This window comes from Cellulomonas sp. (assembly GCF_017744555.1).
Classification (GTDB): domain Bacteria; phylum Actinomycetota; class Actinomycetes; order Actinomycetales; family Cellulomonadaceae; genus Cellulomonas.
On sequence record NZ_JAGIBD010000002.1, the window covers coordinates 119575 to 136340 of the forward strand.

At 72.8% G+C, this 16766-nt stretch carries 17 protein-coding genes; 2 read left to right on the top strand and 15 right to left on the bottom strand.

Annotation, left to right across the window (positions count from 1 at the left end; genetic code table 11):
• Positions 1–40: 40 nt before the first annotated feature.
• The 12 genes from J7523_RS02770 to J7523_RS02825 form a co-directional block, all read right to left on the bottom strand.
• A complete protein-coding gene (locus J7523_RS02770; RefSeq protein WP_291881940.1) occupies positions 41–1090 on the bottom strand; it encodes a glycosyltransferase family 1 protein in 1050 nt (349 codons plus the stop codon).
• On the bottom strand, positions 1087–3618 hold the full coding sequence (locus J7523_RS02775; protein WP_291881943.1) for a sodium-translocating pyrophosphatase: 2532 nt from the start codon (positions 3616–3618) through the stop codon (positions 1087–1089). Before J7523_RS02775 ends, J7523_RS02770 begins: the two co-directional genes overlap by 4 nt.
• An 81-nt stretch (positions 3619–3699) precedes the next feature.
• On the bottom strand, positions 3700–4215 hold the full coding sequence (locus J7523_RS02780; RefSeq protein ID WP_291881945.1) for a hypothetical protein: 516 nt from the start codon (positions 4213–4215) through the stop codon (positions 3700–3702).
• Between the two features lie 54 nt (positions 4216–4269).
• On the bottom strand, positions 4270–4437 hold the full coding sequence (locus J7523_RS02785; protein WP_291881948.1) for a hypothetical protein: 168 nt from the start codon (positions 4435–4437) through the stop codon (positions 4270–4272).
• A gap of 148 nt (positions 4438–4585) precedes the next feature.
• Positions 4586–5485 carry a dihydrodipicolinate synthase family protein gene (locus J7523_RS02790; RefSeq protein WP_291881950.1) on the bottom strand — a complete coding sequence of 300 codons (900 nt, stop codon included), beginning with the start codon at positions 5483–5485 and terminating at the stop codon, positions 4586–4588.
• 22 nt (positions 5486–5507) lie between these two features.
• The gene (locus J7523_RS02795; protein WP_291881952.1) at positions 5508–7139 is read right to left on the bottom strand and encodes a SpoIIE family protein phosphatase; all 1632 of its coding nucleotides are present in this window, start codon (positions 7137–7139) and stop codon (positions 5508–5510) included.
• Positions 7136–8890 carry an ATP-binding protein gene (locus J7523_RS02800; RefSeq protein ID WP_291881954.1) on the bottom strand — a complete coding sequence of 585 codons (1755 nt, stop codon included), beginning with the start codon at positions 8888–8890 and terminating at the stop codon, positions 7136–7138. The genes J7523_RS02795 and J7523_RS02800 overlap by 4 nt, the downstream gene beginning before the upstream one ends.
• Positions 8891–8897: 7 nt before the next feature.
• On the bottom strand, positions 8898–9923 hold the full coding sequence (locus tag J7523_RS02805; RefSeq protein ID WP_291882306.1) for an ATP-binding SpoIIE family protein phosphatase: 1026 nt from the start codon (positions 9921–9923) through the stop codon (positions 8898–8900).
• On the bottom strand, positions 9920–10336 hold the full coding sequence (locus J7523_RS02810; RefSeq protein WP_291881958.1) for an ATP-binding protein: 417 nt from the start codon (positions 10334–10336) through the stop codon (positions 9920–9922). Before J7523_RS02810 ends, J7523_RS02805 begins: the two co-directional genes overlap by 4 nt.
• A complete protein-coding gene (locus J7523_RS02815) occupies positions 10333–10734 on the bottom strand; it encodes an STAS domain-containing protein (protein WP_291881962.1) in 402 nt (133 codons plus the stop codon). The genes J7523_RS02810 and J7523_RS02815 overlap by 4 nt, the downstream gene beginning before the upstream one ends.
• Positions 10734–11588 carry an STAS domain-containing protein gene (locus tag J7523_RS02820; protein WP_291881966.1) on the bottom strand — a complete coding sequence of 285 codons (855 nt, stop codon included), beginning with the start codon at positions 11586–11588 and terminating at the stop codon, positions 10734–10736. Before J7523_RS02820 ends, J7523_RS02815 begins: the two co-directional genes overlap by 1 nt.
• A 118-nt stretch (positions 11589–11706) precedes the next feature.
• Positions 11707–12780, bottom strand: coding sequence for a sodium/calcium exchanger protein (locus J7523_RS02825; protein ID WP_291881969.1), 1074 nt, complete (start codon positions 12778–12780; stop codon positions 11707–11709).
• Positions 12781–12948: 168 nt separating this feature from the next.
• Here J7523_RS02825 and J7523_RS02830 point away from each other — a divergent pair, with 168 nt between their 5' ends.
• Positions 12949–13500 carry a PAS domain-containing protein gene (locus J7523_RS02830; RefSeq protein WP_291881971.1) on the top strand — a complete coding sequence of 184 codons (552 nt, stop codon included), beginning with the start codon at positions 12949–12951 and terminating at the stop codon, positions 13498–13500.
• A gap of 26 nt (positions 13501–13526) precedes the next feature.
• A complete protein-coding gene (locus tag J7523_RS02835; protein ID WP_291881973.1) occupies positions 13527–14399 on the top strand; it encodes a methyl-accepting chemotaxis protein in 873 nt (290 codons plus the stop codon).
• 1 nt (position 14400) lies between these two features.
• Here J7523_RS02835 and J7523_RS02840 read toward each other — a convergent pair whose 3' ends face one another.
• The 3 genes from J7523_RS02840 to J7523_RS02850 all read right to left on the bottom strand — a co-directional run bounded on the left by J7523_RS02840 (position 14401) and on the right by J7523_RS02850 (position 16737).
• Positions 14401–14745 (bottom strand): CD225/dispanin family protein, encoded by a 345-nt coding sequence (locus tag J7523_RS02840; RefSeq protein ID WP_291881976.1) that lies wholly within the window; start codon positions 14743–14745, stop codon positions 14401–14403.
• A gap of 110 nt (positions 14746–14855) precedes the next feature.
• Positions 14856–16025 carry a magnesium and cobalt transport protein CorA gene (locus tag J7523_RS02845; protein WP_291881978.1) on the bottom strand — a complete coding sequence of 390 codons (1170 nt, stop codon included), beginning with the start codon at positions 16023–16025 and terminating at the stop codon, positions 14856–14858.
• A 241-nt stretch (positions 16026–16266) separates the two neighbouring features.
• The gene (locus J7523_RS02850) at positions 16267–16737 is read right to left on the bottom strand and encodes a T6SS immunity protein Tdi1 domain-containing protein (protein ID WP_291881980.1); all 471 of its coding nucleotides are present in this window, start codon (positions 16735–16737) and stop codon (positions 16267–16269) included.
• Positions 16738–16766 lie beyond the last annotated feature (29 nt).

A 16766-nucleotide genomic window follows, 5' to 3' on the forward strand; every position in this document is an offset into this window, starting at 1 on the left:
AGTCGTCCCGCGAGGTCGGGGACGGCGGGTCTCGCGGAGGTCAGGCCGGGAACCACCGGTGGACGTGCTCGACGATCGCGCGGTCGAAGGCGTCGTCGTCGTGCCGCGCGCGCAGCCACTCCTGGAACGAGCCCCCGGCGGCGTCGTCGAGCTCGCGGCGGCACGCGACGGTGTCGGTCACGGCCCGCAGCAGCAGCTCCTCGGCCTCGGCGGGCGTCCGGTAGAAGAACGGGAACGACGGCGGCAGGATCGCGCGCGCCCACGGCAGGTCGGGGAACACCCCGACGGCCCCCGCGACGAGCGCCTCGATGTACTCCAGCCCGTACGACTCCTCGGTCGCGGTCGCGAGGAACGCGGTCGTGCGTGCGAGCGCCTGCCAGTAGTCGTCGCGGCTCGCCGTCAGGGGTCCGACCCAGCACCACGGGTGCCGGGACAGCCGCATGGCTTGCTCGGACACGAGGTGGGACTCGACGAGACGGGCCTCGACGCGGATCGGCGTCCGGCGGTGCACGCGCTCGACGACGTCGATGAACGTCGCCGGCGCCTTGCGGTCCGACAGGTAGATCGCCGGGTAGAGCACCACCGGCACGTCAGGCTCCTGCCGGGGCCGCACGTGCTCCAGCCGGATGCCGAGGTTGACCCAGCCGATGCGGGCCTGCTCGGCGAGCTGCTGCACCGTCCACTGCGCGACGATCTCGCGGACCTCGGTCGCGGTGCGCTCGGAGTTCGCGAAGGTCGGGAACAGCGCGCACGACATGCCGAGCGCGGCCCGCTCGACCCGGTGCTCGAACTGCGCGGTGTCCCACCAGACGAAGTTCATGACCTTCGGCTCGTCGCACCCGGCGCGCAGCCGCCGCCACACGCTGAAGGAGTCGACGACGTCCATGTTGATGACGACCGTGTCGGACCCGTCGACGAACTCGAGCGGCAGCATGTCGAAGCCGTCGCACCGCCGCGGGCCGTCGCTGATGACCAGCGCGCCGGGGAACACCCGCAGCAGTCGCCGCACCAGCGTCGCGCCGGCGTCGTGCCCGGCCACCCGCCCGCCCTCGACGAGCAGGTGGCCGTAGCGGATCGCGACCTTGGTCATCGTCCTGGCGCCTCCAGCACGGGAGCCTCGGGCGCCGTCGCCGCGGCGTCGCTCCCGGTCGCGGTGTCGGTCGCCGTCTCGGTCGTGGTGTCGGTCGCCGTCTCCGGAGCCGCGCCCGACGACGGTGCAGCGCCACCGGCGGGTGCCGGCTCCTCCTCGAGCGAGCTGTGGATCCGCATCCCGTAGAACGAGCGGTGCACGAAGTACGCGGAGGCCAGGAAGAACACGGCGGCGAGCCCGACGGTCAGCCCGTGCTGCCCGCGGCCGGTCATGTCGACGGCGAGGTCGACGGCGAGCAGGCCGAACAGGGTCGTGAACTTGATGACCGGGTTCAGGGCCACCGAGGAGGTGTCCTTGTACGGGTCGCCGACGGTGTCGCCGACGATCGTCGCGTCGTGCAGGGCCGTGCCCTTGGCGTGCAGGTCGACCTCGACGATCTTCTTCGCGTTGTCCCAGGCACCGCCCGCGTTGGCCATGAAGATCGCCTGGTAGAGGCCGAAGATCGCGATGGAGATCAGGTAGCCGATGAAGAACGACGGCTCGACGAACGCGAAGGCCAGGGTCGCGAAGAAGACGCCGAGGAAGATCGTGAGCATGCCTTGCTGGGCGTACTGGGTGCAGATCTCGACGACCTTGCGAGAGTCCTCCTCGCTGGCCTTCGTCTCTCCGTCGAGCTTGATCGTGGCCTTGATGAACTCGACGGCCCGGTAGGCACCCGTGGTGACGGCCTGGATGGATGCGCCGGTGAACCAGAAGATCATCGCGCCGCCGGTGATGAGACCGAGCAGGAACGGCGGGTGCAGCAGCGACAGCTGCGACAGTCCGGTCGTGAGGCCATGCGTCAGGCCGACGATGATCGAGAAGATCATCGTCGTCGCGCCGACGACCGCGGTGCCGATGAGCACCGGCTTGGCGGTGGCCTTGAACGTGTTGCCGGCGCCGTCGTTCTCCTCGAGCATGCGCTTGGCGCGGTCCCACTGCGGGTCGAACCCGTGGTCCCGCGCGAGCTCGGTGTCGATGTCGTCGAGGTCCTCGATCACCGACAGCTCGTAGACGCTCTGCGCGTTGTCCGTCACGGGACCGTACGAGTCGACCGCGATCGTCACGGGGCCCATCCCGAGGAACCCGAACGCGACGAGCCCGAACGCGAACACGGACGGCGCGACCATGAGGTCGCCGAGCCCCTGCGTGCTGATGAGGTACGCGCCGCCCATGAGCCCGACGACGACCATGCCGAGCCAGTAGGCCGAGAAGTTGCCGGCGACAAGGCCGGACAGGATGTTGAGCGACGGGCCTCCCTGCCGCGAGCTCTTGACGACCTCACGGACGTGCCGGCTCTGCGTCGACGTGAACGCCTTGACGAGCTCCGGGATGAGCGCGCCGGCGATCGTGCCGCACGAGACGATCAGCGCGAGCCGCCACCACTGGGCGTCGACCTCGCTGCCCCCGAGCACCACGAGCGTCGTCACGAAGGTCGCGACGATGCAGGCGGCCGACGTGATCCACACGAGGCTCGACAGCGGCGCCTCGAAGTCCATCCGGTCCGCGTCGCGGTACTTGCGGCGGGTCCACGCGTCGTTGACCTGGTACGACGCGGCCGCCGCGATGATCATCACGGCGCGCACGACGAAGATCCAGACCAGCAGCGTCGCCTGCACCTTCGCGTCGGGCACCGCCAGCAGCACGAACGTCACGAGCGCGACGCCGGTGACGCCGTACGTCTCGAAGCCGTCCGCGCTCGGGCCCACGGAGTCGCCCGCGTTGTCACCCGTGCAGTCGGCGATCACGCCGGGGTTGCGGGCGTCGTCCTCCTTGATCTTGAACGCGATCTTCATGAGGTCGGAGCCGATGTCGGCGATCTTCGTGAAGATGCCGCCCGCGATGCGCAGCGCCGAGGCGCCGAGCGATTCGCCGATCGCGAACCCGATGAAGCACGCACCGGCGACGTCGCGCGGCAGCGCCAGCATGATGAGCAGCATCATCATCAGCTCGAGGCTGATGAGCACCATGCCGATCGACATGCCGGACCGCAGCGGGATCCGGTGCAGCGGCAGCGGCTTGCCGCGCAGCGACGCGAACGCCGTGCGGGAGTTCGCGAGGGTGTTGACGCGGATCCCGAACCACGCGACCGCGTACGAGCCGGCCATGCCGACGAGCGAGAACGCGATGACGATCGCGACCCGGCCCCACCCGAACCCGACGAGCGCCTTGTAGTAGACGACGATCACCGCGGCGATGAACACCCACAGGATCAGCAGGAACTTCCCCTGCTTCGTCAGGTAGGCCTTGCACGTCGAGTAGATGAGCTCGGAGACCTCGCGCATCGACGTGTGCACCGGCTGCGCCTTGAGCTCCCGGTACACGGCCACGCCGAAGGCGAGGCCCGCCATGCAGACGACGAGGCCGAGCGCGAGCAGCAGCCGCCCCGAGATCCCCCACAGCACCTCGACGCCGCCGAGGTCCGGGAGCTGGAGGCTCGCCTCGCCGCCCGCTGTGCCGATCCCCGCACCCACTGATGTCCCGACCACGGCCGTCCTCACCTCGTCACAGGTTCTCCACGTGCGCTTCGGAACCTAGGTGCGCTGGTCAGCCTTCATCTGCGACCTAAGTCACTTCTTCTCGGCCCCGACGGTGCTGACGGCCCGCACCAGCTCCCTGCCCCACGCGTACGCCCGGTCCTCCTCACCCGGCGCGGGGCCGCCGTGTCTGCCGACGACGACGAACGACGCCGGCGGCACCAGCAGCTCGCCGCCCGCCCGCCGCACCTGCCGGGCGAGCTCCTTCGCGCCGGACCCCGCGAAAGGCGCGTCGACGCGGGTGTCGAAGACGGCGATCGCCTCGTCCCGGCGCAGGCCCGCGGTCGCCAGCCAGTCCGTGACGCCGGTCATCGACAGGACGATGCCGTCGGCGGCCGCCATCTCGCGGGTGCGGGAGGTGGGGGCGTGCCGCATGTGCGTCGGACAGGCCAGGACCAGCAGGTCGCGGTCGGGCGGCACCCGCCCGACCGCGCACCCTGCCTCGATCACGTCGCACCGGGCGTCCAGCGACGCACACCCGACGGCGACGAGCTGGGCCAGGCGCATCGTCGCGCCGAACATGGACTCGACCACGAGGACCACCCGCACGGCTCCAGGCTCGTCCTGCCCTCCCCCGGTCACGAGGGTCGAACGTCCCGAGACCTAGCGGCGACCGACGGTCGCGGCGTGGTGCAGGTGCAGCGACGGCACGAGGTGCGGCCGACGCACCCGACGGCCGTAGCTCTCGAGCGTGGAGCGTCGCCGCTCCAGCCGAACCTCGAGGTCGTGCTCCTCGCGCGAGTACAGGGCGATGGCCAGGTCGGGATGCATCAGGGGTCTCCTCATTGAGCACTGCGTGATGTGCGGCTTGTGGCCGCGCTCACACTGTCCTCGCCCGGAGGACGTCGAACACCGGACCTAGGTCACAGGTCGACGCGGTCGCGCGCGGACGGTCGTCGCGCGGGTGCGTCGTCGCAGGTCAGTGCGCCGAGGATGCCTCTGCGAGCGCGGGAATCATCCCCTCCAGACGGGTGACGACCCCTTGCGCCGGCGGCAGCAGGGGCGCAGGCAGCCGGCCGGTGCCCAGCCCGAGGATCTCGCCGATCGCGTGCACGACCCGGGGGCCGCCGTGCGCGAGCGCCAGCTCGACAACGGGCCGCACCGTCGCGACGAGCCGGTCGACCTCCGCCCGGTTGCCCGTGACCCCCGCGCGGGCGAGCGCCACGTACGGGTCTGGCAGGACGGAGGCGAGGCCCGAGTGCCACGTCCGGGCACCCGCGAGCAGCCCCTCGACACCCAGCAGGTCGCCGCTGAACCCGACCTCGACCGACGCGGGTGCCCCGGCGAGGAGCCCGGCCGAACGCGACGCCACCTCCGCGGCGTCCGCCCCGCGGTCCTTGACGCCGCCGATCCCCGGCAGCGCCGCGACCCGCAGCATCGTCTCCACGCTGAACGAGAACCGCGTCGCCACGGGGTTGTGGTACGCCCACACGGGGCGGTCGACGGCGCGTGCGACGTCCGCGTACAGGCCGACGACCTCGTCGTCGGTGAGCGGCAGGTACGACACGGTCGCCAGGAGGAACCCGTCGGCGGCGGCGGCGTCCTGCGCGTGCGCGATCACCGCCTCCGTCGTCGTCGCACCGATCCCGGCCACGAGCGGTACGCGACCCGCCACCGCCTCGGCGGCCACCTCGACGACCCGGCGGCGCTGCGCCCGGTCGAGGTAGGCCGCGCCACCGGTGGAGCCGAGCACCGCGACCCCGCCGACGCCGGCCTCGACGGCCCTGTCGACCAGCGCCGCGAGCGCCGGCTCGGCGACCCGACCGTCGGCCGTGCGCGGGGTGGGCGGGTAGGCGACCAGGGATCCCAGGAGCGGCATCCCGGCAGCGTAACGAGCCGGGTCAGCCCGCGACGGGGTCCGTCGCAGGCCGGTCGGCACGACGTGCGTCCGGGTCCGGTGCCGACCTCACGACGAGGATCGCGACGTCGTCTTCCCGGCCGGAGATGTCGAAGCGTTCCAGCAGCAGGTCGCACAGCAGCTCCGGCTGGAGGGTGCGGGCGCCGGCGACGGCGTCCGACATGTTCGAGAGCGCCGTGCGGATGTCACCCGCCCGCCGTTCGAGCAACCCGTCGGTGACGAGGACGAGGGTGTGGTCCGCGGAGAGCTCAACGGTGCTGGACAGCCGCTCGCCCCGGTTCGGCAGCCCGAGCAGCGGCGAGGAGCCCTCCATGTACGAGGCGCCGTCGGCGGTGACGAGCAGCGGGGGCAGGTGACCGGCGTTCGTCACGACGACCCGGCCCGCCGCAGCGTCGAGCACGGCGACGCACACGGTGACGAACTCCGGGTGGTTGCGGATCAGGAGGTCGTTGAGCAGGTCGAGGGCGCGCGCGGGCGGGTGGCCTTCGAGCAGGTACGCGCGCAACGAGATGCGCAGCTCCACCATCACGGTCGCCGCCCGCAGCGAGTGGCCCTGGACGTCCCCGATCACGACGGCGAGCGTGCCGTCGCCGAGCTCGAACGCGTCGTAGAAGTCGCCGCCGACGCTCATCTGCGCGTCCGAGGCGCTGTACCGAGCGGCGACGTCGACCCCCGGGAGCGTCGGCAGGGTCGCGGGGAGCATCGACCGCTGCAGCGTCAGCGCGAGCTCGTGCTCCTCCCGGAACGAGTGCATGTTCGCGAGCGTCACGGTGAGCGCGTCAGCGAGGCGGACCGTGACCGCCTCCTCCTCGGGCGTCAGCGCGTCCTGGTCGTCGTCGAGCCGCGCTGCGACCGCGCCGACGAGCCGGCCCGCGGGATCACGCAGCGGGACGTAGTGCCACCCGCCGACCGGCACACCGGCCCGGTCGAGCATGTCGCGCCACGCGCCAGGCACCTCGTCGGGCCGGAACTGGCCCGGTGCGGTGGCCTGCGGGAACACGAACGGGCTCACCAGCCGGCTGTACACGACCGGCTGGCCGGGGCCGGCGCACACGCACCGGGCGACCGCACCGTCGTGCGCGCGGGCGACGACGATGACGGGCCGCTCGAGGACGCCCGCGGTGCCGACGGCCGCCGCACGCATGATCTGGTCGAGCGACGTCGCCGCGCTCATGGGCACGAGCGCGGTCGCGAGCCGGGTCAGCCGCTGCGCCTGCTCGTCGACGTCCCGGCGCGCCTCGTGCGACCGGCACAGCGCCCCGATCACCGCGAGGAACTCGTCCCGGTCCAGCGGCTCCGCGAGGTAGGCGTCCGCCCCGAGCGCGAGACCCGACGAACGCGCCCGGGCGTCGATCGCAGTCGCCGAGACGTGCAGCACGGGCACCGCCGCCGTCGCCGTCGCCTCCTTGACCCGGCGGCCCACGTCGAGCCCGGACATGTCCGGCAGGTTCACGTCGAGCACGATCGCGTCGAGGTGCGAGCCTGCCGCCGCGAGCGCGTCCACGCCGGTCGCCGCCTCGCTCACCTCGTAGCCGGCGCGACGCAGCCAGCTCGCCATCACGTACCGGTGGGCGTCGGTGTCGTCGACGACCAGCACGTGCCGCGCGGGGCTCACGCCTGCCCTGCGGACAGCCCGGCGGCGGCCGCGGCGTCGAGGAGCGCGTCGCGGGCGAGGTCGCGCTTCGCGACGAACACGGCACCCGGCAGGTCGTCGGTGCGCAGCGGCTCGGCGCTCGACAGGAGCACGACCGGGACGTGCTCCAGCGCGGGGTCGCGCCGCATCGCCGCGAGCACCGCGTCACCGTTGAGCACGGGCATGCGGACGTCCATGAGGACCAGGGTCGGCGTCGACGCGCGGAGCCGCTCGAGCGCCTGCTGGCCGTCCGACGCCTCCACGACCGAACCGGCGAGCTCGCCGAGGAGGCCTCGGAGCACCTGACGGTAGGCGTCGTCGTCGTCGACGACGAGCACGCGCGCGAGCAGCGGCTGCAGGCGCTCCTGGTCGGCGTGCACGGGCGCACCGTCGGCGGAGCCGACGGGGAGCGTGACGACGAACGTGCTGCCGCGGCCCGGCTCGCTGGTCAGCGCCAGGTCGCCGCCGAGCGCCTCGACGGTGCGTCGCGCGTACGGCAGACCCAGGCCGGTGCCCTTGACCGACGGCTGCAACCGGTTCGGGACCTGGTAGAACTCCTCGAACACCCGCTCGACGTGCTCGGCGTCGATGCCGAGGCCCGTGTCCTCGACGCGCAGGACGACGTGCTCGCCGGACTCGTCCGGCGCCGCCGTGAGCCGCACGTGGCCGGAGTCGGTGAACTTCAGCGCGTTCGTCAGGAGGTTGCGCAGCACGCGCGCGAGCAGGTCGCGGTCGGTCCTCAGCGTCGTCCCGGGCGGGACCTGCACGTCCAGCGCCACACCGGGCCGGGCGAGCGGCAGCAGCGTCCCCTGCAGCTCGGCGGACAGCGGTCCGAGGTCGACGTCGGCGAGGACGACCTCCTGACGGCCCGACTCGGCGCGCGCGAGGTCGAGCAGCTCGTTGACCATCGCGAGCAGCGCACGCGAGCTGCCCTCCAGGTAGGACACCTGCACGCGTTGCTCGTCGTCCAGCGCGGACTCGGCGAGGAGCGACGCGAGTCCGAGGATCGAGTTGACCGGTGTGCGCAGCTCGTGGCTCACGTTGCGCAGGAACCGCGTCTTCGCCTCGTTCGCGGCGGCCAGCTGCTTGCTGCGCTCGTCGAGCTCGGCGTACAGCGCGACGACGCCGGTGTTCGTCTCCTCGAGCTCGTCGGACAGCTGGTTGTACATCGCCAGGACGCCGCGGTTGGTCTCCTCGAGCTCCTCGTTCGCCCGCGCGAGCTCGTCGCTGCGCGTGCGCAGCTCGTCGAGCGTGCGCACCAGCTCGAGGTTCTGGATCCGCAGCTCGTCGTCGGCCGTCGCCTTCCGCGGCCGGCTCAAGGCACCACGCACGTCGTCCAGTGTGTGGCGGTTCCAGCCCCCACGCACGGGGAGACGCTTGCCGAGAACCACGACGCTGCCGCCCGCCGGACCCGCCGCGACCTGCACGGAGTCGACGAGGCGACGCGCCGCGGGCACACCTCCGGCGTCGACGGCGCCGTCCGGAGCGAGCTCGTACCGGGACGTCATCGTCACGAGCAGCTCCCCCGGGGCGGGCTCCGTGACGACCTCGACGAGCACCGTCGAGCCGCCGCCCGCGAGCACGTCGCGGCCGACCTCCGAGAGCGCGGTCGCGAGGCGCACCTGGTCCTGCCGGTCCAGGCCCAGGAGCTCGGCGGCCTCCCGGCCCAGCTGGCGCAGGGTCACGACGTCGCGCTCGTCGGCGAGCTCCTCCTCGCTGAGCAGGTACCTCACCGTGGCGTCACCTCGACGCCGCGGCCGGCAGCACCAGGGCGCTCGCGTCGTCCTGCCGGACCCCGAAGTCCCTCAGCAGCACGGTGGCGACGACGAGCGGCGACCGGGTGAGCAGCCCCAGGTAGGGCGCGAGGTCCATCCGCGCCGTCAGGCCGTCGCTGTGCATCACGACGACCCCGGCCGGGCCGATCGGGTACGTGGCCTCCCGGATGGTGCGGGCCTGCGCGCCCGCGATGCCGGGGTGGCTGATCATGCCGCGCGAGCCCGCGTCGTCGAGGACCGTCCCGACGATGTTGCCGATGCCGGCGTACCGCACGGAGCCGCCCTCCACCCGCGCGACCGCGACCGCGGCCCCGCGAGTGCCGTGCAGCGCCCGGTGGACCGCGGTGAGCAGCGCGGTCGGCGGACCCTCGGGTGCGGCGCGGAAGGCCCGCACGGCCTCCTGGGCCGCCTTCGCCGCGAGCGGGCCGTGCCCGAGGCCGTCGACGAGCATCGCCGACACCACGCCGTCGTCGACCCGGAACGCGTAGGCGTCGCCGCAGACCGGCTCGCCCGTCATCGGCCGCGTGAGGCCCGCGGCTGCGGGCGTGGTGACGACCTGGTCGGCGTCCCGCGCGAACGTCACCGCGACGACCGTGCCGAGCCCCGGACGCGTCCACAGGTCCCACGTCGAGGCGAGCCGCACGAACGACCCCATCCCGATGCCGAGCGTCCCCGTCGTCGACGTCCCGTCACGCAGCGCGTGGTCCACGTCGGCGATGCCCGGGCCGCGGTCCACGGCGACGAGCTCGAGCGTCGCCTCGACGACGCCACGCCGGGCCCGCAGGAGCATGCTGCCCCCGCCCGCGTGCTTCACCTGGTTCGTCGCGAGCTCGGTCGCGACGATGGCGACGCCGGCGGTGCGCTCCTCGTCGAACCCCAGCCGGTGGGCGAGGCCGGTCGCCGAGCGCCGCACCGCGCCCGCGGCGCTCATGTGGTCGACCGCGAGCCACTCGACGTCCTCGACCTCGTCGGCGACGCCCGTGCCGGTCATCGCGACCACGACGTGATCTCGATGCGCGTGCCCGCGCCTGGGGCCGTGTCGATGGTGAACGTCTCGACGAGGCGCCGCGCGCCCGACAGGCCGAGGCCCAGCCCGTTGCCGCTCGTGTACCCGTCGGTCATGGCCAGGTCGAGGTCCGCGATGCCCGGGCCGTCGTCGGAGAACCGGACGCGCACACCCGTGCGGCGCGCGTCGCTCACGAGCGTGAGCACGGCCTCGCCGCCGCCCCCGTACACGAGCGTGTTGCGCGCGAGCTCGCTCGCGGCGGTGACGAACTTCGTCTGGTCCACGAGCGAGAGGCGTGCGGTCTGGGCGAGCGCGCGCACGGCCTGCCGGACCCGGACCACGTCCGCGTCCACCGCGATGGGCACCGCCTCCGGCTCACCCACCTGGGGGCCGCTCACTCAGCCTCGGTCCCGTCCGGGTCGAGGAGCAGGTGCTCCGCGTCGTCCTCGCCGACGTCGAGCAGCCGCAGGCCCTTCTCCACGTCGAGCGCGGTCCGCACGCCGCCGAGGGACAGCCCGAGCTCGACCATCGTGATCGCGACCGCCGGCCGCATGCCGACCACGACCGTCGTCGCGTCCAGCACGCGGGAGATCGATGCGATCGACGCGAGCATCCGGCCGATGAAGCTGTCGACGATCTCGAGGCCCGAGATGTCGATGAGGACACCGCGCGCACCCGTCGACGTGATCCGGTCGGCGAGGTCCTCCTGCAGCTGGAGGGCCGTGTGGTCCTGCAGGTCCACCTGGATCGAGACGAGCAGGGTCGTGCCGATCTTGAGGATCGGGACGCTCTCCATCAGGCGACCGTCAGGGCCGACGTCTCCGCCCTCCGGCCCTTGCCGGTGCGGAGCGCCGCGACCAGCGCGTCGGCGAGCGTCGCCTTGGTGCGGATGTCGCCGAACTCGATGCCGAGCGCCACGATCGTCTGCGCGATCTGCGGGCGGATGCCGCTGATGGTGCACTCGGCACCCATGAGCCGGGCCGCCACGACCGTCTTCAGCAGGTGCTGGGCGACCTGCGTGTCGACGGCCGGGACGCCGGTGATGTCGATGATCGCGTGCTCGCTGCCCGTGTCGACGAGCGTCTGGAGCAGCTTCTCCATCACGACCTGGGTGCGGGCCGAGTCGAGCGTGCCCACGAGCGGCACCGCGACGACGCCCTCCCACAGCTTGACCACGGGGGTCGACAGCTCGAGGAGCTGCTCGGCCTGCTCCGCGATGATCGACTCGCGCGCGGAGGCGAAGGTCTCGAACGTGAACAGCCCCAGGTCGTCGACCAGGCGGAGCAGCGTGAGCAGGTCGGCCGGTGCGAGGGTCGCGTCGCCGTCCGAGAGGATCGCGTACAGCCCCTCCTTGAGCGCGAACACCGAGATGGCCGTCTCGCGCGGCGAGAAGCCCTGCCGCGCCCGCGTCGTCGAGACGCTGCCGAGCAGCCCGCGGAGCCCTTCGAACGCCGGGTCGGTGAGCGCCAGGCCACCGGCGGCCAGCCCTGCGACCAGGGTGTCGAGCACGTCGGTCTGTTCACGCTCCAGCTCGGACCGGGTGATCCGGCCGCGCAGCTCCCCGGCCGCGGTCTCGAGCCACGCGGCGGCGATGCGCTCGCGGCGGTCCTGCAGCAACGACGACAGCGGCGTGACGGGTTCCTGGGCCATCAGGGGTCTCCTTGCACGGTCCGACGAGGATGGTTCGGGGCAGCATCCACGTGTGTGCGCACGCAGGAGCCGACCGGCGGGGCGACTCTACCTTCCGCGGTACAGCCGCGAGGCGTGGTCAGCCCGCGTCGAGCGGGACGCCGCCGAGCACGGTCAGGCTCACGACGACGTAGACGACGTACAGCCCGAGCAGCAGGACGCCGTGCCGGCGGCGCAGCCGCCCGGTCGCGAGCAGCACGGCCGCGAGCGCCGTCAGCACCAGCAGCACGGGCAGGTGCCAGACGAGCACGGAACGGTCGACGGTGATCACGCCGCCCGCGAGCAGGACGACGCCGAGCTTGCCGGTCACGGAGAACACCACGCTCCCGATCACGTTGCCGACGCCGATCTCCGGCACGCCGCGTCGGGCGGGCTCGACGGTGAGGAGCACGTCCTCCAGCGACAGCGCGAGCGTCGCGACCGTCACGCCGAACACGGTGCCGTCGAGGCCGAACGTGTCGAGCACCCCGCCGGTGCCGCGTCCGGCGACGACCGACCCCACGACGACGCCGACGAGCGCGAGCACGACGAGCGCCGCACCGGCGGGCGCGGAACGGCGTCGCGCCCGGAGGAACCCCTGGTCGACGCGCAGGTCGGCGGGCAGCACGAACGCGCCCCGCGGCTCGTCGGGAGGGCCGGCCGGGCTCGTCGCCGATGCCCCGGCGCCGACCCGCTCGAGCTCCTCGTAGAGCCCGGCGGTCCGGAACACCGGCCGCCGCGACACGTACTCCCGCACAGCGACCCACGCGACGAACCCCAGGAACAGCACCACGAGCACGCCCCCGACGACCCGCGTGAGCACACCGGTCAGGGCCACCAGCAGGAGGAGCACCGGCGCGGCCACGAACAGCACGAGGTAGTCGCGGGGCACGTCCACCCGGCTGGGCGCGAGCAGCGCCGCGAGCGCCAGCACGACGCCCGTCATCGCGACCGACGTCCCGACCACCGACCCGAGCGCGACCTGCGGCATGCCCTCGACGTTGACGACGACGCCGTACGCGAGGTCGTCGAGCTCGATCCCCGTGAGCACGACCGCGACGAGGAACAGCGACACCGCCCACCGGCTCGCGACGCCGACCAGGTGGCCGACGAGCTTCTCCGCGCTGTACACGAGCAGCGCGACGCCGAGCACGAACTCGATCACCGGGAGCACGGGCAGCCCTCCGTCGGGCCGGCTGCAGAGCGGACGCCGTCCCATCGTGGAGGCGGGCGGAGTCGCCCGGCAACGGCTGCCGCCGGCGACGATCACCCGCTCGATCACCCCGAGGGTCGGGACCTAGGTCCCAGATCGCTGGCCCGACCTGCGACGAAGGGTCGGGGTGTGCGACCACCCGCAGCCCGCCCCACCTCCCAGGAGAGGACGTTCGCGCGTGAGGAGATCATCGTCTCCAAGACCGACCTGCGCGGGCACCTGACCTACGCGAACGACGTGTTCGTCCGCGTCTCCGGCTACACCCGGCGCGAGCTGCTCGGCCGCCCGCACTCGCTGATCCGGCACCCCGACATGCCGCGTGCCGTGTTCCGCACGCTGTGGGACACGGTCCAGTCGGGCGACGAGATCTTCGCGTACGTGAAGAACCTCGCCGCCGACGGGTCGTTCTACTGGGTGCTCGCGCACGTCACGCCGTCGACCGACGCGCACGGCGTCCCGGTGGGCTACCACTCCAACCGGCGGCTGCCCGAACCCGCGGCGATCCGCGCCGTCGAACCCGTCTACGCGCTGCTCCTTGCCGAGGAGCAGCGGCACCCGACGGGCAACGCGGCGGTCGACGCGTCGTCCGCGCTGCTGCGGGACTGGCTCGACGAGCGCCGCACGACCTACGACGAATGGGTGTGGAGCGTCATCAACGCGCACGAGGGCGGTGCCCGGTGAGGCAGCTGCTCCGGCGGAGCGGGACCGTGACGGTCGTCGATCCCGGTCCGGCGACGAGCACGGGCGGGCTCGACGCGATCGTCGACGTGCTGCACCGTGCGGCCGCCGGCGACTTCGAGGCCCGCACCGCCGAATCCGACGACCCCGCGCTCGACGAGGCCGGCCGCGCGCTCAACTCCCTGCTCGACGTGGTCGACGCGTTCGTCCGCGAGTCGGGTGCCGCGCTCGCCGCGAGCGCCCGCGGGCGCTTCCACCGGACGTTCGTCGAACGCGGCCTGCCCGGGGCGTACCGCGACGGCGCGCGCCGCATCAACGACGCCCGCGACCTGCTGCGCGCCGCCGACGAGGCCGCCACCGAGGAGGCCGAGGTCCGCAGCGTCATCGTCGCGCAGGCCGTCGAGGTCTCCCAGCACGTCGCGGCCGCGTCGACGGAGCTCGGCGCGTCCGCGCAGAGCCTGCGCGGCACCGTCTCGGCCGGTGTGGACGAGCTCGGCACGACCGTCGACCTCGTGCACCGGCTGGAGGACGCCTCCACCCGCATCGACGAGGCCGTCACCCTGATCCTCGAGGTCGCGTCCCGGACCCGTCTGCTCGCCCTCAACGCGACCATCGAGGCCGCGCGGGCCGGCGAGCACGGCAAGGCGTTCGGGGTCGTCGCCGACGAGGTCCGGCAGCTGTCCGACCGGGTCGCGGCGTCGTCCGCGGACATCTCGGCGCAGGTCGACGAGGCCCAGGCGGTGTCTCGCGAAGTCTCGACGTCGATCAGCCGGGTCGCCGCGCTGATCGCGGAGATCGACGCCGAGGCGACCGGTGTCTCGTCCGCCGCGGGTCACGCCGAGGGCGGCCTGGCCCGGATGGCCGAGTCGCTGCGCGCGGACATCGGGCGCTTCGCGGAATGACCTAGTACGTCGGCGCCTGGCTCGCGAGCACGACGGCGAAGACGATGAACAGGACGTAGCCGACCATCATCAGGCCGAAGTAGCACGCGCCGACGATGACGGCGATCCGGCCCCACTTCTTCGCGTCGGCCGCGGCCTGGAACGCCTCCTGGTGGCGCCCGGTGAACCAGAGGTCGGAGACCTTCGACACGGCGAGCAACGCCGGGATCGCCACGGGCCAGAACACGAGCATCCCCGCGATGACCCAGCCGAGGTTCTTGTTCGGCGGCATCGGTGGGTAGAACTGCTGCGGCGGGACGGCAGGACCGTACGCCGGCTGCTGCGCGGCCTCGTCGGGGAGGGTCATCGGGGTCCTTCACGTGGTGGCGGGTGACGGCGCGCGGACGGTCGTCGGGTGCCGTGGCCCGAACAGTACGGGCACTCCTCGTCACGCGGGCGCGAACGGGAGGCGACCGGTCAGATCCAGCGGCGGACCTTGAACACCCCGAACAGCCCGAGGCTCACCACGGCCATCGCCCCGACCGCGAACAGGTACCCGAACCGCCAGTGCAGCTCCGGCATCGCGTCGAAGTTCATGCCGTACACGGTCCCGACGAGCGTCGGCGCGAACAGGATGGCCGCCCACGCGGAGATCTTCTTGACCTCCTCGTTCTGGGCGTTGCTCGTCTCCGTCAGGACGCGCATCTCCTCGTTCTGCCGCTGCGCGACGAGCGTCGAGTTCACCGTGAGGATGTCGCGCAGCGCCGCCCGCTGACCCTCGGCACGCTCGACGGCCTCAGTCACATGGTCGGCGACGTCGCGCAGGTACCGCTGGAGCTCGGTGTGCACGCCGTACTTGTCGAACCCGACGGCGAGCGCCGCGAGGATGTGCTGCAGGGGCCGGGCGCTGCGCAGGAACTCGACGACCTCACGGGACAGCTCGTAGATGCGCCGCGACACCTCGAGCCCACCCCCGAACACGTCGGACTCGATCTCGTCGACGTCGTTCTCCAGGCCCGCGATGACGGGCACGTACGCGTCGACGACCGCGTCGAGGATCGCGTAGAGCACCGCCTCGGGTCCGCGCTCCAGCATCTCCGGCTCGGACTCGAGCCGGCGCCGCACCGCCGCCAGGTCCGGCGAGGCACCGTGCCGCACGGTGACGACGAAGTCCTTGCCGACGAACACGTGCAGCTCGCCGAACTCGACCTCCTCGACGTCGTCCAGGTAGCGCGCCGGACGCAGGACGACGAACAGCGTGTCCCCGTAGCGCTCCAGCTTGGGGCGCTGGTGCGCGACGATCGCGTCCTCGATCGCGAGGTCGTGCAGGTCGAACTCCGCGGCGAGCCGGGCGAGCTCGGACGGCTCGGGACGCTCGAGCCCGATCCACGCCATCGTCCCGGGCTTCGCCCGCAGGGCACGGACGGTCTCGTCGAGCTGGTCGAACACCGCGACACGCCGACCGTGCCGGTACGTCGCGGCGGCGACGAGGCTCGACCGGGCGTCGGGCGTGGCCGGCGTCGCGGCGGCCGGGGCGGGCTGCGCCGCGTCGTCGTGCGGACGACGCGCGAGCGCCGCCAGCGGGCCGAGGACGGTGGCACGCACGGACGTGCGGGCCGACGGGCGTGCGGGGGTGCGGGTGGTCATGGGTGCTCCAGCGGTCATGTCGGGACCGCCCGAGCACACCGCTGCGGGCACTCGTGGTGCCGGACGGGTCGGGCGGTCAGCCGTCGAGGGGACGGGGCGGCTGACTACTGGGAGGTTCGCTGCGAGTCATGCGACACCTCCTCCGACCGGCGGCGCTGGCCGCACTGAGGACGCCGGTCCTCCCGGCGCCGGGGACACGGTACTCCTCGACGGTGGTCGGACGGACAGCCTGAGCGAGACGTCAGTCCGAGACCTGGAGCCCCGAGATCGGCGTGCCGGGCGGGAGGTCCTTGACCTGCTGGTGGATCTGCCCGCCGAGGGCGAGCGAGACGACGAAGTCGACGAGCTCGAGATTCTCGACCGTGAGCTCGCCTCCCAGGACGGGAGGAACCGTGAAGCCGAGCACCTGGTTGCCCGTCGGGTTGAGGCCCGCCTCGGAGGCCGCGACGACGAGGCCGGCCATGAGGTAGCGGTCCTGGCCGTCCGGAGTGTTGAGCGCTGCCTGGAGCTCGGCGCCGCTGGCCCACGAGACCGTCAATGAGCCCTCGACGGTGTCGAGGAACCAGAACTGGCCGTCCGGTCCCTCGAGGAAGACGTCACCGAACGCTGTGGCGAGCCGGGGCGTCAGAGCCCCGCCGGCCTCGCCCAGCCACGCCCACGACTCGAGGGCACGCGCGTAGTCGTCGGGCGCGAATCGACGGATCAGGTCCACGGACGCACGCTAGCGCCGGCTGGGCGTTC

Excerpts from the sequence above, each read along its gene's own strand:
- J7523_RS02770 (WP_291881940.1), bottom strand. The coding sequence starts at position 1,090 with ATGACCAAGGTCGCGATCCGCTACGGCCACCTGCTCGTCGAGGGCGGG.
- J7523_RS02785 (WP_291881948.1), bottom strand. The coding sequence starts at position 4,437 with ATGCATCCCGACCTGGCCATCGCCCTGTACTCGCGCGAGGAGCACGAC.
- J7523_RS02790 (WP_291881950.1), bottom strand. The coding sequence starts at position 5,485 with ATGCCGCTCCTGGGATCCCTGGTCGCCTACCCGCCCACCCCGCGCACG.
- J7523_RS02805 (WP_291882306.1), bottom strand. The coding sequence starts at position 9,923 with ATGACCGGCACGGGCGTCGCCGACGAGGTCGAGGACGTCGAGTGGCTC.
- J7523_RS02815 (WP_291881962.1), bottom strand. The coding sequence starts at position 10,734 with ATGGAGAGCGTCCCGATCCTCAAGATCGGCACGACCCTGCTCGTCTCG.
- J7523_RS02820 (WP_291881966.1), bottom strand. The coding sequence starts at position 11,588 with ATGGCCCAGGAACCCGTCACGCCGCTGTCGTCGTTGCTGCAGGACCGC.
- J7523_RS02840 (WP_291881976.1), bottom strand. The coding sequence starts at position 14,745 with ATGACCCTCCCCGACGAGGCCGCGCAGCAGCCGGCGTACGGTCCTGCC.
- J7523_RS02845 (WP_291881978.1), bottom strand. The coding sequence starts at position 16,025 with ATGACCACCCGCACCCCCGCACGCCCGTCGGCCCGCACGTCCGTGCGT.